This window comes from Halomonas cibimaris (assembly GCF_055379665.1).
In genome coordinates this window covers 1235774-1252478 of the sequence record NZ_AP043828.1, presented here as the reverse complement: position 1 = coordinate 1252478, position 16705 = coordinate 1235774, and the positions used below count along the sequence as shown (strand labels likewise).

The 16705-nt window shown below is 61.1% G+C and carries 13 protein-coding genes; all 13 read right to left on the bottom strand.

The window, feature by feature from the left end; all coding sequences use genetic code 11:
- Window positions 1-7 precede the first annotated feature (7 nt).
- The 13 genes from rplV to rpoB all read right to left on the bottom strand — a co-directional run bounded on the left by rplV (window position 8) and on the right by rpoB (window position 16639).
- Window positions 8-340, bottom strand: a complete 333-nt coding sequence (gene rplV, locus ACZ415_RS05770; RefSeq protein WP_344704908.1) for a 50S ribosomal protein L22 — start codon at window positions 338-340, stop codon at window positions 8-10.
- 17 nt (window positions 341-357) lie between these two features.
- Entirely contained in the window at window positions 358-633 is a 276-nt protein-coding gene (rpsS, locus tag ACZ415_RS05765; protein WP_344704907.1) for a 30S ribosomal protein S19, read from the bottom strand.
- Window positions 634-666: 33 nt separating this feature from the next.
- Window positions 667-1497, bottom strand: coding sequence for a 50S ribosomal protein L2 (rplB, locus tag ACZ415_RS05760; protein ID WP_344704906.1), 831 nt, complete (start codon window positions 1495-1497; stop codon window positions 667-669).
- 17 nt (window positions 1498-1514) lie between these two features.
- On the bottom strand, window positions 1515-1811 hold the full coding sequence (rplW, locus tag ACZ415_RS05755) for a 50S ribosomal protein L23 (protein WP_344704905.1): 297 nt from the start codon (window positions 1809-1811) through the stop codon (window positions 1515-1517).
- On the bottom strand, window positions 1808-2413 hold the full coding sequence (gene rplD / locus ACZ415_RS05750; RefSeq protein WP_344704904.1) for a 50S ribosomal protein L4: 606 nt from the start codon (window positions 2411-2413) through the stop codon (window positions 1808-1810). Before rplD ends, rplW begins: the two co-directional genes overlap by 4 nt.
- A gap of 14 nt (window positions 2414-2427) precedes the next feature.
- Window positions 2428-3066 (bottom strand): 50S ribosomal protein L3, encoded by a 639-nt coding sequence (gene rplC, locus ACZ415_RS05745; RefSeq protein WP_344704903.1) that lies wholly within the window; start codon window positions 3064-3066, stop codon window positions 2428-2430.
- Window positions 3067-3226: 160 nt separating this feature from the next.
- Window positions 3227-3538 (bottom strand): 30S ribosomal protein S10, encoded by a 312-nt coding sequence (gene rpsJ, locus ACZ415_RS05740; RefSeq protein WP_344704902.1) that lies wholly within the window; start codon window positions 3536-3538, stop codon window positions 3227-3229.
- 158 nt (window positions 3539-3696) lie between these two features.
- On the bottom strand, window positions 3697-4890 hold the full coding sequence (gene tuf, locus ACZ415_RS05735; protein WP_344704901.1) for an elongation factor Tu: 1194 nt from the start codon (window positions 4888-4890) through the stop codon (window positions 3697-3699).
- A gap of 29 nt (window positions 4891-4919) precedes the next feature.
- Window positions 4920-7043: an elongation factor G gene (gene fusA, locus ACZ415_RS05730; protein WP_344704900.1), complete on the bottom strand. Its 2124-nt coding sequence runs from the start codon at window positions 7041-7043 to the stop codon at window positions 4920-4922.
- Between the two features lie 131 nt (window positions 7044-7174).
- Window positions 7175-7645: a 30S ribosomal protein S7 gene (gene rpsG / locus ACZ415_RS05725; RefSeq protein ID WP_344704899.1), complete on the bottom strand. Its 471-nt coding sequence runs from the start codon at window positions 7643-7645 to the stop codon at window positions 7175-7177.
- A gap of 158 nt (window positions 7646-7803) precedes the next feature.
- Window positions 7804-8178: a 30S ribosomal protein S12 gene (gene rpsL, locus ACZ415_RS05720; protein WP_344704898.1), complete on the bottom strand. Its 375-nt coding sequence runs from the start codon at window positions 8176-8178 to the stop codon at window positions 7804-7806.
- 157 nt (window positions 8179-8335) lie between these two features.
- Entirely contained in the window at window positions 8336-12550 is a 4215-nt protein-coding gene (gene rpoC, locus ACZ415_RS05715) for a DNA-directed RNA polymerase subunit beta' (protein ID WP_344704897.1), read from the bottom strand.
- Between the two features lie 9 nt (window positions 12551-12559).
- A complete protein-coding gene (gene rpoB, locus ACZ415_RS05710; protein ID WP_344704896.1) occupies window positions 12560-16639 on the bottom strand; it encodes a DNA-directed RNA polymerase subunit beta in 4080 nt (1359 codons plus the stop codon).
- Window positions 16640-16705 lie beyond the last annotated feature (66 nt).

Sequence of the window (16705 nt, the reverse complement as noted above, 5' to 3'; positions counted from 1 at the left end):
TCGACTCCTACTTCTCGGCTACCTTGACGGTGATGTGGCAGGTGCGCTTCAAGATACGATCCGCGCTGCCCTTGGCGCGCGGCTTGATACGCTTGAGCGTCATGCCCTCATCGACGCAGATGGTCGAGACACGCAGCTCGTCGATATCCATGCCGTTATTTTCTTCCGCGTTTGCAATGGCGGACTGCAGCACTTTCTTGACCAGCGTAGCCGCTTTCTTCGGCGAGAAGGCCAGCAGGTCGAGTGCCTCGGCGACCGGTTTATCGCGCACCTGGTCAGCCACCAAACGGGCCTTTTGGGCGGATAACCGAGCGCCACGCAGCTTAGCTGTGACTTCCATCTCTAATCCTCTCTGGCTTACCGTTTGGCTTTTTTGTCCGCTGCATGCCCGCGATAAAGACGGGTGGCGGCGAACTCGCCCAGTTTGTGACCAACCATTTCCTCGGAGACGTGCACCGGGACGTGTTGGCGACCGTTATGGACTGCAATGGTCAGGCCTACCATGTTGGGCATGACCATCGAACGACGCGACCAGGTCTTGATCGGTTTGCGATCGTTCTTCTCCGCTGCAGTCTCGACCTTCTTCAAAAGATGAAGGTCAATGAAGGGACCTTTCTTTAGTGAACGTGGCACAGCCGTTACCTCTTGATGTCTTGGCGTGGGATATTACTTCCGGGCCTTGCGGCGACGAACGATCAGCGCATCGGTGCGCTTGTTCTTGCGGGTTTTGTACCCCTTCGTCGGCACGCCCCAGGGAGTAACCGGGTGACGACCGCCGCTTGAGCGACCTTCACCACCGCCGTGCGGGTGATCGATGGGGTTCATCGCCACGCCGCGAACGGACGGACGCACGCCCCGCCAGCGCTTCGCACCGGCCTTGCCAAGTTGACGCAGGCTGTGCTCGGAGTTGCTCACTTGCCCCAGGGTCGCACGGCATTCGGCCAGCACCTTGCGCGTTTCGCCGGAGCGAAGACGCAGCGTGACGTAGTTGCCTTCGCGGGCAACCAGCTGAGCGCTGGTGCCGGCACTGCGAGCCATCTGTGCGCCTTTACCCGGCTTGAGCTCGACACCGTGAACGGTGGAACCCAGCGGAATGTTGCGCAGCGGCAAGGCATTGCCTTTCTTGATGGGCGCGTTGACACCGGATTCCAGCACGTCACCGGCGCTTACGCCGCGCGGTGCAATGATGTAACGGCGCTCACCGTCGGCATACTTCAACAGCGCAATGTGCGCGCTGCGGTTCGGATCGTATTCAATGCGCTCAACGGTGGCGGGAACGCCATCCTTGGTGCGCTTGAAGTCGATCAGCCGGTAGTGGTGACGGTGGCCACCACCAATGTGACGGCTGGTGATACGACCGTTGTTGTTACGACCGCCGGTCTTGGACTGCTTTTCCAGAAGCGGCGCATAGGCGCGGCCCTTGTGCAGCGTTTCGCTCACGACCTTGATGACGTGGCGACGACCGGAGGATGTGGGTTTGGTCTTGACGATTGCCATTGTCCGTACTCCTGCCCTTATTCGGCGCCAGCGAAGTCTTCGAGCGTTTCGCCCGCAGCCAGGGTTACATACGCCTTGCGATACCCTTTACGCATGCCAACGCCGTGTGCCGTACGCTTGGTTTTGCCCTTGACGTTCAATGCTTGAACGCTTTCGACTTTCTTGCCGAAAACGGCTTCCACAGCCTTTTTGATCTCGGGCTTGGTAGCGTCGCTCGCCACCTTGAAAACGTACTGATTGCGCTCTGCTGCCATCGCGGCCTTTTCGGTCACGTGCGGCCCAAGCAGAACCTTGAATACGCGTTCCTGGTTCATGCCAGCTTCTCCTCGAATTTACGCAGGGCGGAGACGGTGACCAGGACCTTGTCAAAAGCGACCAGGCTCACCGGGTCAGCGGCTGCAACGTCTACCACATCTACGTGGGGGAGGTTGCGCGCGGCCAGATAAAGCTTCTCATCGACGTCTTCGGTGACGATCAGCGCTTTCTCCAGATCAAGCTCTTTAAGCTTGGCGGCGACCTGCTTGGTCTTGGGCGCATCGACAGCGAACTCTTCCACTACGACCAGGCGCTCCTGGCGTACAAGTTCAGACAGGATGGAACGCATCGCGGCGCGATACATCTTGCGGTTCACCTTCTGAGCGTGGTCCTGGGGACGCGCCGCAAAGGTAGTACCGCCGGCACGCCAGATCGGCGAGCGGATGGTGCCGGCGCGTGCGCGACCGGTGCCCTTCTGGCGCCACGGCTTCTTGCCGCCGCCACGCACGTCAGAACGGTTCTTCTGTGCACGAGTGCCCTGGCGGCCGCCGGCGAGATACGCCGTGACAACCTGGTGAACCAGCGCCTCGTTGAAGTCTTTGCCAAAGGTGGCGTCGGCTACTTCGACGGTACCCGCGCCTGCAGCAAGATTCAGATTCATCGGTATTATCCTCTTCAGCCTGCTTTCACGGCGCTGCGTACGATAACGTCGCTGCCGGTAGCTCCCGGAACGGCGCCCTTGATCAGCAGCAGATTGCGCTCGGCGTCGACGCGGACGACTTCAAGGCTTTGCACGGTGCAGCGGGCGTTGCCCATCTGTCCGGCCATTTTCTTGCCTTTGAATACGCGACCCGGGGTCTGGCACATGCCGATGGAGCCCGGCGCACGGTGCGCCAGCGAGTTGCCGTGGGTAGCATCTTGGGTGCTGAAGTTCCAGCGCTTAACGCCGCCCTGGAAACCTTTACCCTTGGAGGTACCGGTCACGTCGATGAGCTGACCAGCTTCGAAGAGGGATACGGTGAGTTCGCCGCCGACTTGCGGAGCTTCTTCGCCTTCTGCCAGGCGAAACTCCATCAGCGAGCGGCCAGCTTCTACACCGGCTTTGGCAAACTGTCCAGCTTGCGCGCGGGTGAGATGCTTGGCTTTGCGGGAGCCGGCTGTTACCTGAACCGCTGCGTAGCCGTCGGATTCAACCGACTTGACGCGCGTGACGCGGTTAGGATCAACCTCAATAACGGTTACGGGCACTGAGGCGCCGTCTTCGGTGAAGACACGGGTCATCCCGGTCTTCTTACCGACCAAACCGATAGTCATTCTCAGTTCTCCTATAGTGTACGGGGCTATCACCCGCTATGGCTGCCCTTTCCAGAGCATTCCACTAGCACATTGTATGGCGCCTCACGGCGCGGCGGCTGCTGCTCACCGGTAACGCAGAAAGACAGGGTGAGCGCTGGGCCGCGAGTGTCTAGTGTAGTTAGTCGAGCTTGATTTGCACGTCGACGCCGGCGGCGAGGTCGAGCTTCATCAGCGCATCGACGGTCTTTTCGGTCGGCTCGACGATATCGAGCACGCGTTTGTGCGTACGAATCTCGTACTGGTCGCGCGCGTCCTTGTTGACGTGCGGCGAAGTCAATACGGTATAGCGCTCGCGATTGGTCGGCAGCGGAATCGGACCGCGAACCTGGGCACCAGTACGCTTGGCGGTATCAACGATTTCCGCAGTGGACTGGTCAATCAGGCGATGGTCGAACGCTTTCAGCCGAATGCGAATCTTCTGGTTCTGCATTTGCCCTAAACTCCAATGGATGTCGACGGCGCGAGCCGTCTACCCACGCATTCAAAGGATGCGCATTATAGGCACGCAGACGGGAGGTGTCAAACACTTCTCGCCAGTGCGAAGAAAGGGGGCTCTACTTGAGCCCCCTGAACCTGTGAAGGCTCGGCTTACTTGATGATCTTGGCGACGACGCCGGCACCCACGGTGCGGCCGCCTTCGCGGATCGCGAAGCGCAGGCCGTCATCCATGGCGACCGGGGCAATCAGGCTGACGGTCATCTTGACGTTGTCACCCGGCATAACCATCTCAACGCCTTCCGGCAGTTCACAGGTACCGGTGATGTCGGTGGTACGGAAGTAGAACTGCGGACGGTAGCCCTTGAAGAACGGCGTGTGACGACCGCCTTCTTCCTTGGACAGCACGTACACTTCGGCTTCGAACTCGGTGTGCGGGGTGATGGTGCCGGTCTTCGCCAGTACCTGGCCGCGTTCAACGTCGTCACGCTTGGTGCCGCGCAGCAGCGCACCGACGTTTTCGCCGGCACGACCTTCGTCGAGCAGCTTGCGGAACATTTCCACGCCGGTAACGGTTGTCTTCGTGGTGTCCTTCATGCCCACGATTTCAACTTCTTCACCGGCCTTGATGATGCCGCGCTCAACGCGACCGGTGACCACGGTACCGCGGCCAGAGATCGAGAAGACGTCCTCGATGGGCATCAGGAACGGCTGGTCGATGGCACGTTCCGGCTCCGGAATGTACTCGTCGAGTGCCTTGATCAGGTTGGCAACGGCGGTGGTGCCCATGCCGTTGTCGTCCTTGCCTTCCAGCGCCATCAGCGCGGAGCCGGTGATGATCGGGGTGTCGTCACCCGGGAAGTCGTATTCGCTGAGCAGCTCGCGAACTTCCATTTCGACCAGCTCAAGGAGCTCTTCGTCGTCGACCATGTCGGCCTTGTTCAGGAACACGACGATGTACGGTACGCCAACCTGGCGAGACAGCAGGATGTGCTCGCGGGTTTGCGGCATGGGGCCGTCGGCGGCAGAACAGACCAGAATGGCGCCGTCCATCTGGGCCGCACCGGTGATCATGTTCTTGACGTAGTCGGCGTGCCCCGGGCAGTCAACGTGCGCGTAGTGGCGATCTTCCGACTGGTACTCGACGTGGGACGTCGCGATCGTAATACCGCGCTCGCGCTCTTCCGGCGCGTTGTCGATCGCTGCGAACTCGCTCCAGTCGCCGCCGAATACTTCGGCGGAAACGCGAGTCAGCGCTGCTGTCAGCGTGGTCTTGCCGTGGTCAACGTGACCGATGGTACCGACGTTGATATGCGGTTTGGAACGTTCGAATTTTTCCTTAGCCACTGCTATAACCTCTTTACGTTAGCTAACGGTTAACCGTTTTGGTTGATGACGGCTTCTACGATGCTGGAGGGCGCCTCGTCGTACTGGGCAAACTCCATGGAGTAGCTTGCACGGCCCTGGGTCTGAGAGCGCAGATCGGTTGCATAACCGAACATCTCGCCCAGCGGCACCGTGGCGCGGATGACTTTACCAGCGGTTGTGTCATCCATGCCCTGCACCAGACCGCGACGACGGTTCAGGTCGCCCATGACGTCACCCATGAACTCCTCGGGGGTCACGACCTCGACCTTCATCACCGGTTCCAGCAGCACGGCCTTGGCCTTTTTGGCACCTTCTTTGACTGCCATGGAAGAGGCAATCTTGAACGCGGTCTCGTTGGAGTCCACGTCATGGTAGGAACCATCTAACAGCGTGACCTTGACGTCAATCATCGGATAGCCCGCGATAACGCCGTTTTGCAGCTGCTCATAGGCCCCTTTTTCGACGGCGGGTACGTACTCTTTGGGCACGACGCCGCCAACGATTTCGGAGTTGAACTTGAAGAAAATCTCGTCGTCGCCTTCGCCCTTTTCTTCGTAGGTAAGGGGCTCAATGCGCATGACGACGTGGCCGTACTGGCCGCGACCGCCGGACTGGCGAACGAACTTGCCTTCCTGTTCGACGTTGCCGCGGATGGTTTCGCGGTAAGCCACCTGCGGCTTGCCGATATTCGCCTCGACCTTGAACTCGCGACGCATGCGGTCAACGATGATGTCCAGGTGCAGCTCACCCATTCCCGAGATAATGGTCTGGCCGGTCTCTTCGTCGGTTTTCACCTGGAAGGACGGATCTTCCTGGGCCAGCTTGCCAAGCGCGGTACCCATCTTTTCCTGGTCGGCCTTGGACTTCGGCTCTACGGCGACCGAAATAACCGGGTCCGGAAACTCCATGCGCTCAAGGATGATCTTGTCGTTGATATCGCACAGCGTATCGCCGGTGGTCACGTCTTTCAGACCGATACAGGCGGCGATATCGCCGGCGCGCACTTCCTTGATTTCTTCGCGGGAGTTGGCGTGCATCTGTACCAGACGGCCGATACGCTCTTTTTTGTCGCGCACGGAATTATAGACGCTGTCGCCGGAATTCAGCACGCCGGAATAGACGCGAATGAAGGTCAGCGTACCCACGAACGGGTCGGTAGCGATCTTGAACGCCAGTGCGGCAAACGGTGCCTTGTCGTCGGCTTCACGCGTGGCGACGGTACCGTTTTTGTCGTCAAGCTCACCTTCGATGGCCTTGACCTCGGTGGGCGACGGCAGGTATTCAACAACCGAGTCGAGCACGGCCTGAACGCCTTTGTTCTTGAACGCCGAGCCGCAGGTAACCAGCACGATCTCGTTGTCCAGGGTGCGGCGGCGCAGACCGGCCTTGATTTCAGCGTTGGACAGCTCACCTTCTTCAAGGTATTTGTCCATCAGCTCTTCGGACGCCTCGGCGGCGGATTCCACCATCTGCTCGCGATATTTTTCGGCGGTTTCCTGAAGCTCGGCCGGGATGTCCAGCAGCTCATAGGAGGCGCCGAAATTGTCCTGGCTCCAGAGGATCGCCTTCATCTCGATAAGATCGATGACGCCCTTGAAGTCTTCCTCGGTGCCCCAGTTGATCTGGATCGGCACGGCATTGGCGTTCAAGCGCGTGCTCAGCTGGTCGACCACGTTGAAAAAGTCAGCGCCGGTGCGGTCCATCTTGTTGACAAACACCAGGCGCGGCACTTCGTACTTGTCGGCCTGACGCCAGACGGTTTCCGTCTGCGGCTGTACGCCGGAGCTGCCGCAAAGCACCACAACCGCGCCGTCCAGCACGCGCAGTGAACGCTCGACTTCGATGGTGAAGTCGACGTGCCCGGGGGTGTCGATGATGTTGATGCGGTGCTCGTCGAACTGATGGCTCATGCCTTTCCAGAACGTCGTGACAGCAGCCGAGGTGATGGTGATACCACGCTCTTGCTCCTGAGACATCCAGTCAGTCGTCGAGGCGCCCTCGTGGGTCTCCCCCAGCTTGTGGTTGATACCGGTGTAAAACAGCACGCGTTCAGTGGTGGTGGTTTTACCGGCATCGACGTGGGCGACGATGCCCAGGTTACGATAGCGATTTAGTGGAGTCTTGCGTGCCACGGTGGAAACTCCCGTTTGTTGGCAATGCTCGTGGGTCCAGCTAGCGACGCCTTAAGGCAGGTGACCGCCGCCCTGCAGCGGCGGCTTTGCCTTCAAAACGCGAAACCGGTGCGTTTCGCTCAGCGCCGCAATTAAAAGCGGAAGTGAGAGAAGGCCTTGTTGGCTTCTGCCATGCGGTGCACGTCTTCACGCTTTTTAACAGCGGAGCCCTTGCCATCGGCGGCGTCCAGAATTTCACCGGCCAGACGCTGCACCATGGTTTTCTCACCGCGACGACGCGCCGCGTCGGCCAGCCAGCGCATGGCCAGCGCACTACGACGCGACGGACGAACTTCTACCGGCACCTGATAGGTCGCACCGCCAACGCGGCGCGACTTGACTTCGACCATGGGCTGGATGGCTTCCAGCGCTTTTTCGAAGGTATCCAGCGGCTCGTCTTTATTACGCTCGGCAACCTTGTCCAACGCACCATAGACGATACGCTCAGCTACGGACTTCTTGCCGCTGATCATCAGGTGGTTCATGAACTTGGCGAGGCGCTCGCTTTTGAACTTGGGATCCGGCAGGATCTCGCGCTTCGCTACAATCTTCCTTCTAGGCATGATAAGCCCTCTATCAAGGATCCTTCAGGTAAACCCGGAACTCGTGCTGCACGCTGTTTGCCGTTTACAGCACCGCCCGACCTTACTCTTATCAGACCGTTTGCAAATATGTTTCAACCGGCAGCGCCGCCGCCGACTAACGCTCGTATCGCGCTATATCAGGACTTCGGACGCTTGGTACCGTACTTGGAACGGCCCTGGCGACGGTTCTGTACGCCGGAGGTATCCAGCGCGCCGCGAACGGTATGATAGCGCACACCCGGCAAGTCCTTGACCCGGCCGCCGCGGATCAGTACCACGGAGTGCTCTTGCAGGTTGTGGCCTTCACCGCCGATATAAGACGCCACTTCAAAGCCGTTGGTCAGGCGCACACGGCACACCTTACGCAGGGCCGAGTTGGGCTTTTTCGGGGTGGTGGTGTAGACGCGGGTGCAAACGCCGCGCTTTTGCGGGCAGGCCTGCAGCGCCGGCACGTCATTTTTCTTGACGGCGCGCTTGCGCGGCTTGCGCACTAGCTGATTAATCGTTGCCATAGTAAGTAGCTGACTCCAATGGTTGCCTTGCTTTAGCAGCGGTTTCGGGCGCACCCGCCCCACTGTTAAAGGCTGCGCATTCTAAGGGCTCGGCCAGCGCGGCGTCAAGCACTACGGGCGGTTACCCGTCTGACGCCGCGCCGGCTCGATGCCCGGGTTAGAGCTCGTCGTCGTCATCCAGCGCGGTCAGCTGGGCGCCAAGCTCTTGTTCGACCTCGGTTGCCGACGGATTGAACAACCGCTCTTCGTCGTCGCGACGGCGACGGCGTTCGGCGTGGTGGGTAAGCCCGGTGCCGGCCGGAATCAAACGGCCCACCACCACGTTTTCCTTCAGCCCGCGCAGGTAGTCGCGCTTGCCGGTCACCGCCGCTTCGGTCAGCACGCGGGTGGTTTCCTGGAACGACGCCGCCGAAATGAACGACTCGGTGGCAAGGCTCGCCTTGGTGATGCCCAGCAGCAGGCGCTGATACTTGGCCGGGAACTTGCCTTCCTGCTCAAGACGGGCATTCTGTTCGAGCACGCGCACAAGCTCCGCCTGATCGCCGGTGATGAAATCCGAGTCGCCGGCGTCGGTGATTTCCACCTTGCGCAGCATCTGACGCACGATCACTTCGATGTGCTTGTCGTTGATGCCCACGCCCTGCAGCCGGTAGACATCCTGCACTTCGGCGGTGATGTACTTGGCCAGATCGGTCACGCCAAGCAGACGCAAAATATCGTGCGGGTTGCTCGGGCCGTCGGAGATGACTTCGCCTTTCTCCACGGTTTCGCCTTCAAACACTGCAATCTGGCGCCATTTGGGAATCAGCATCTCGAACGGATCGCCGTCTTCCGGGGTGATCGTCAGGCGGCGCTTGCCCTTGGTTTCCTTGCCAAAGCTGATCATGCCGCTGATCTCGGCGAGAATCGCCGATTCCTTGGGCTTGCGCGCTTCGAACAGATCCGCCACCCGCGGCAGACCGCCGGTGATGTCCTTGTTACCGGACGCTTCTACCGGAATACGTGCGACCACTTCACCCACGCCGATGTGGGCGCCGTCGTCCACGGAGATCACCGACTTGCCGGGCAGCGGGTACTGTACCGGCGTGTTGGAACCGGCAATCACCACGTATTCGCCGGCGTCGTCTTTGAGCATGATCATCGGCCGCTTGTCGCGCCCCGAAACCGGGCGGGACGCCGATTCGATAACTTCAATGGACGACAGGCCGGTCATCTCATCCACCGTACGGTGCATGGTGACGCCTTCGTCAAGGTCGACGAACTGCGCCTGGCCTTCCATTTCGGCCACGATCGGGTGGGTGTGCGGATCCCACTTGGCCACGGCCTGTCCCGGCGCGACGTGGTCACCGTCACGCACGTCAAGCACCGCACCGTAAGGCAGCTTGTAGTATTCGCGCTCGCGGCCGTGATCGTCGGCGACGGCCAGCGCACTGGAGCGCGATACCACTACCAGCTTACCGTCGCCGCGCTCGACGTGCTTGATGTTGTGCAGACGCACGCTGCCGCCGTGCTTGACCTGGACGCTGTCGATGGCCGAGGCCCGCGAGGCGGCGCCGCCGATGTGGAAGGTCCGCATGGTCAGCTGAGTACCCGGCTCACCGATGGACTGGGCGGCGATGACGCCGACCGATTCACCGACGTTGACCTGGTGACCGCGGGCCAGATCGCGGCCGTAACAGGCCGAGCAAACGCCGTGGCTGGTGTCACAGCTGATGGTGGAGCGCACCACGATCTCATCGACGCCCATGGTTTCCAGCGCCGCACACCAGGCTTCGTCCAGCAGCGTATTGCGCGCAATCAGCACCTCGTCGGTGCGCGGATCCACTACGTCCCGCGCCACCACACGGCCCAGCACGCGCTGGGACAGCGGCACAATAATATCGCCGCCTTCGATGATCGGGTGCAGCGTCAGGCCGTTTTCAGTGCCGCAGTCGGCCTGGGTAATGACCAGATCCTGCGCCACGTCGACCAGGCGGCGGGTCAGGTAGCCGGAGTTGGCAGTCTTCAGCGCCGTATCCGCCAAGCCCTTACGCGCGCCGTGGGTGGAGATGAAGTACTGCAGTACGTTCAGCCCCTCACGGAAGTTGGCGATGATCGGCGTTTCGATGATCGAACCGTCCGGCTTGGCCATCAGGCCGCGCATGCCCGCCAGCTGGCGAATCTGGGCCGCGCTGCCCCGGGCGCCGGAGTCGGCCATGATGAACACGCTGTTGAACGAGTCCTGCTCGACCTCGTTGCCGTCGCGGTCGATCACGTTTTCCTTGGAGATACCGGTCATCATCGCCTTGGCCACCTGGTCGTTGGCCCGGGCCCAGATATCGATGACCTTGTTGTACTTCTCGCCGGCGGTCACCAGCCCTGAAGAGAACTGGTCTTCGATTTCCTTGACCTCATCTTCGGCGCCGGCCACGATTTCCGCCTTGGCATCGGGAATAACGAAGTCGTTGACGCCGATGGATGCCCCGGACCAGGTCGCCATGCGAAAGCCGGTGTACATCAGCTGGTCGGCGAAGATGACCGTGGGCTTGAGCCCGGAGCGGCGATAGACCTCGTTGATCAGCGCGGAAATCGCCTTTTTCTTCATGGGCTGATCGATCAGCTCGAAGGGCACACCCTCAGGCAGGATGCGAAACAGCAGCGCCCGGCCCACGGTGGTGTCCTTGATGCACCGATGGGTGGAATACTCGCCGGTTTCCTCGTTGATCTCGACGTCGTCCAGGCGCACCTTGATGCGCGCGTGCAGCGCCACCGACTGGGTGCCGAAAGCGCGCTCGACCTCGTTGAGATCGGCAAAGATCATGCCTTCGCCGCGGTCGTTGATCTTTTCCCGGGTCATGTAATAAAGACCCAGCACCACGTCCTGGGACGGCACGATGATCGGCTCGCCGTTGGCCGGTGAGAGCACGTTGTTGGTGGCCATCATCAGCGCCCGGGCTTCCAGCTGGGCTTCCAGCGTCAGCGGCACGTGCACGGCCATCTGGTCGCCGTCGAAGTCGGCGTTGTAGGCCGCGCACACCAGCGGGTGCAGCTGAATCGCCTTGCCTTCGATGAGCAGCGGCTCAAACGCCTGGATACCCAGGCGGTGCAGGGTCGGCGCGCGGTTAAGCAGCACCGGGTGCTCGCGAATGACGTCGGCGAGGATGTCCCACACTTCCGCCGTCTCACGCTCGACCATCTTCTTGGCGGCCTTGATCGTTGAGGCGTAGCCCAGCGACTGCAGCTTGGAGTAGATAAACGGCTTGAACAGCTCCAGCGCCATCTTCTTGGGCAGACCGCACTGGTGCAGGCGCAGGGTCGGGCCCACGGTGATCACCGAGCGGCCGGAGTAGTCCACGCGCTTGCCCAGCAGGTTCTGGCGAAAACGCCCCTGCTTGCCCTTGATCATGTCGGCCAGCGATTTCAGCGGGCGCTTGTTGGAGCCGGTGATCGCCCGGCCGCGGCGGCCGTTGTCCAACAGCGCATCCACGGCTTCCTGCAGCATGCGCTTCTCGTTGCGCACGATGATGTCCGGCGCGCTGAGATCCAGCAGGCGCTTCAGGCGGTTGTTGCGGTTGATCACCCGGCGGTACAGATCGTTGAGATCCGAGGTCGCAAAGCGGCCGCCGTCCAGCGGTACCAGCGGACGCAGATCCGGCGGCAGCACCGGCAGCACTTCCATGACCATCCACGCCGGGGCGTTGCCGGAGTAGTAAAAGGCTTCCAAAAGCTTCAGGCGCTTGGACAGCTTTTTGATCTTGGTTTCCGAGTTGGTCTGCGGAATCTCTTCGCGCAGCTGGTTGATCTCTTCTTCCAGATCGATGTCCTTGAGCAGCTCCTGGACGGCTTCGGCGCCCATGCGCGCGTCGAAGTCGTCGCCGAACTCTTCCAGCGCCTCGAAGTACTGCTCGTCGTTGAGCAGCTGGCCGCGCTCAAGCGTGGTCATGCCCGGATCAATCACCACAAACGACTCGAAGTACAGCACCCGCTCGATGTCGCGCAGGGTCATGTCCAGGAACATGCCGATACGCGAGGGCAGTGATTTCAAAAACCAGATGTGCGCCACCGGCGAGGCCAGCTCGATGTGGCCCATGCGGTCGCGGCGCACGGCCGCTTTGGTGACTTCAACGCCGCACTTCTCGCAGATAATGCCGCGGTGCTTCATGCGCTTGTACTTGCCGCACAGGCACTCGTAATCCTTCACCGGGCCAAAGATCTTGGCGCAGAACAGACCATCCCGTTCCGGCTTGAACGTACGATAGTTGATGGTCTCGGGCTTTTTCACCTCACCGAAGGACCAGGAGCGAATCATGTCCGGCGACGCCAGGGTAATCTTGATGGCGTCGAACTCTTCGGACTGTGATTGCGATTTGAGGACTTTCACCAAATCTTTCATTGGGGGCTCCTAGCTCTCTAACTCGATATCGATGCCCAGCGAGCGGATTTCCTTCACCAGCACGTTGAAGGATTCCGGCATGCCTGCCTGCATGGTGTGGTCGCCGTCGACGATGTTTTTGTACATCTTGGTGCGCCCCTCGACGTCGTCCGACTTGACGGTGAGCATTTCCTGCAGCGTGTACGCCGCGCCGTACGCCTCAAGGGCCCAGACCTCCATCTCGCCGAAGCGCTGGCCGCCGAACTGCGCCTTGCCGCCCAGCGGCTGCTGGGTGACCAGCGAGTAGGAGCCGGTAGAGCGGGCGTGCATCTTGTCATCAACCAGGTGGTTGAGCTTGAGGATGTACATGTAGCCCACGGTGACCGGGCGATCGAAGCGCTCGCCGGTGCGGCCGTCGTACAGCGTCAGCTGGCCGGAGTCCGGCAGGTCGGCCAGACGCAGCAGGTGTTTGATCTCGGGCTCTTCGGCACCGTCAAACACCGCGGTGGCCATGGGCACGCCGTCCTTGAGGTTTTTCGCCAGGGCGATGACTTCGTCGTCGTCGAGCTGGGAGAGATCCTCAACCTTGAGCGTGCTTTCAGTGTTGTACACCTGCCCCAGAAAGTCGCGGATTTCAGCGACCTGGGTCTGGCGGGCATCGCGCAGCATGTGATCAATCTTGACCCCGAGCCCGCGAGCGGCCATGCCCAGGTGGGTTTCCAGAATCTGGCCCACGTTCATCCGCGAGGGCACGCCCAGCGGGTTGAGCACTACGTCTACAGGCTCGCCCTGGTCGTCAAACGGCATGTCTTCGACCGGCATGATTTCGGAAATCACGCCCTTGTTACCGTGACGGCCGGCCATTTTGTCGCCGGGCTGAATGCGACGCTTCACTGCCATGTAGATCTTGACGATCTTGAGCACGCCCGGCGCCAGATCGTCGCCCTGGGTGAGCTTGCGCTTTTTGTCTTCAAAGCGCTCGTCCATTTCCTTGCGGCGATTTTCCAGCTGCTCGTCGGCCTGGGCCAGAAGCTCGTTGTGGGTTTCGTCCTGCATGCGCAGCTTGAACCACTGCTGACGCGGCAGCGCATCCAGGTACGCCTCGTCAAGCACGTCGCCCTTGGCAAGCTCTGGGCCGCCGTTGACGGTCTGGCCCGTCAGGGTACGCTTCAGACGCTCGAAAGTGGCGTCTTCGGCGATGCGGTAGGTTTCCTGCAGGTCGCGGCGCACTTCGTCGAGCTGCATTTCCTCGATGGAAAGCGCCCGGGCGTCTTTTTCCACGCCGTCACGGGTAAATACCTGCACGTCGATAACGGTGCCGTTCATGCCGGTCGGGGCGCGCAGCGAGGTGTCTTTCACATCGCTTGCCTTCTCACCGAAAATCGCACGCAGCAGTTTTTCTTCCGGGGTCAGCTGTGTTTCGCCCTTGGGCGTGACCTTGCCGACCAGGATATCGCCCGGGCCGACCTCGGCGCCGATATACACCACGCCGGCTTCATCCAGCTTGCCCAGCGCCGACTCGCCGACGTTGGGGATGTCCGAGGTGATCTCTTCCGGCCCCAGCTTGGTGTCGCGCGAAACGCACGTCAGCTCCTGGATGTGAATCGTGGTGAAGCGATCTTCCTGGGCCACGCGCTCGGAGATGAGGATGGAGTCCTCAAAGTTGTAGCCGTTCCACGGCATGAACGCCATGCGCATGTTCTGGCCCAGCGCCAGATCGCCCATATCCACGGACGGGCCGTCGGCGAGGATGTCGCCCGCGGCGACGTGATCGCCCGTTTGCACGATGGGACGCTGGTTCATGCAGGTGTTCTGGTTGGAGCGCACGTACTTGGTCAGGTTGTAGATGTCCACGCCGGCTTCACCGCCGATGATTTCATCCTCGTTGACCCGGACCACCACGCGACGGGCGTCGACAGAGTCGATGACGCCGCCGCGGCGTGCCACTTCGCACACGCCGGAATCCCGGGCGACGAAGCGCTCCATGCCGGTGCCGACAAGCGGCTTGTCGGCGCGCAGGGTGGGCACGGCCTGGCGCTGCATGTTCGCCCCCATCAGGGCGCGGTTGGCGTCGTCGTGCTCAAGAAACGGAATCAGGGCCGCCGCCACGGAGACCACCTGGCGCGGCGAGACGTCCATCAGGGTGATCTGCTCCGGGCGCATGAAGGTGGTTTCCCCCCGGTGGCGCGCCTGGACCAGGTCGTCGTTCAGCCGGCCGTTTTCGTCCACCGCGGCGGAGGCCTGGGCGATCACGTAGTCGCCTTCCTCAATGGCCGAAAGGTGAACCACCTCGTCGGTCACCTGGCAGTCCACGACCTTGCGGTACGGCGTCTCAAGGAAGCCGTAGCTGTTGGTGTGGCTGTAGGTGGCCAGCGAGTTGATCAGGCCGATGTTGGGCCCTTCCGGCGTCTCGATCGGACACAGCCGGCCGTAGTGCGTGGCGTGAACGTCGCGCACCTCGAAACCGGCACGTTCACGGGTCAACCCGCCCGGCCCGAGCGCGGAAACCCGACGCTTGTGAGTCACCTCGGACAGCGGGTTGTTCTGGTCCATGAACTGCGACAGCTGACTGGAGCCGAAGAACTCCTTCACCGCCGCCGCCACCGGCTTGGCGTTGATCAGATCCTGAGGCATCAACCCTTCGCTTTCGGCCATGGACAGGCGCTCGCGCACCGCGCGCTCAACCCGCACCAGGCCTACGCGGAACTGGTTTTCGGCCATTTCGCCGACGCAGCGGATGCGGCGGTTGCCCAGGTGGTCGATGTCGTCGACGTCGCCAAAGCCGTTGCGGATGCTGATCATCTCGCGCAGCACATCAAGAATATCGTCGCGATTGAGCACGCCGGAGCCGGTGTCGGATTCCCGACGCAGGCGGCGGTTGAACTTCATGCGGCCAACGCCGGACAGATCGTAGCGGTCCTCACTGAAGAACAAATTGTGGAACAGCGTCTCGGCGGCTTCCTTGGTGGGCGGCTCGCCGGGGCGCATCATGCGATAGATTTCCACCAGCGCTTCCAGACGCGAGCCGGTGGTGTCCAGCTTCAGGGTGTCGGAGATGAACGAGCCGCAGTCCAGATCGTTGGTGTAAAGCGTTTCGATCCGGGTGATGCCGCCCTGGCCGAGCTGCTCCAGCAGCTCCGGGGTAATTTCGGTGTTGCACGGGCAAATCAGCTCGCCGGTTTTGGCGTCGATCTGATCTTTCGCCAGTACCTTGCCGCACAGGTACTCCATGGGCACTTCGAGGCGCTTGAGCCCGGCTTTTTCCAGCTGGCGGATGTGCTTTTGGGTGACCCGGCGGCCTTCTTCGACGATGATATTGCCGTCGCCGTCCTTGATGTCGAAGGTGGCGGTCTCACCGCGCAGGCGCGTGGGCACCAGCTCCACAAAGAAGCCGTTTTTCTCGATGTGAAACACGCTGGTATCAAAGAATTCAGCGAGAATTTCCTCAGCGCTCATGCCCAGTGCGCGCATCAGCACAGACGCCGGCAGCTTGCGGCGACGGTCGATGCGCACAAAGACGTTGTCCTTGGGATCGAACTCGAAATCAAGCCAGGAGCCGCGGTACGGAATCACCCGGGCGGAGTACAAAAGCTTGCCGGAGGAATGGCTCTTGCCCTTGTCGTGGTCAAAGAACACGCCCGGGCTGCGGTGGAGCTGGGAGACAATGACGCGCTCGGTGCCGTTGATGACAAAGGTACCGTTTTCGGTCATCAGGGGGATTTCCCCCATGTAGACTTCCTGCTCCTTGATATCCTTGATGGCCTTGTTCGAAGAGTCGCGATCATAGATGATCAAGCGAACCTTGACGCGCAGCGGAGCGGAGTAGGTTACGCCACGCAGCTGGCATTCCTTGACATCGAACGCCGGCGTGCCGAAACGATAGCTGACATATTCCAGTGCCGCGTTACCAGAGAAGCTCTCGATCGGAAACACGGACTTGAACGCCGCGTGCAGGCCGACTTCGAAGCGCTCGTCGGGCGAACGATCCTGCTGGAGAAAGTCGTAGTAGGAATCCAGCTGGATGGCCAGCAAGTAAGGCACATCCATCACTTGGGGCAGTTTGCCGAAATCCTTGCGGATGCGTTTTTTCTCAGTGTATGAGTAAGCCATCTGTATTCCCCAGCTTGTTCACCATGGGTGGCCGATGCGTGGTCATCTGCCCCGCGGGCGTTTCAG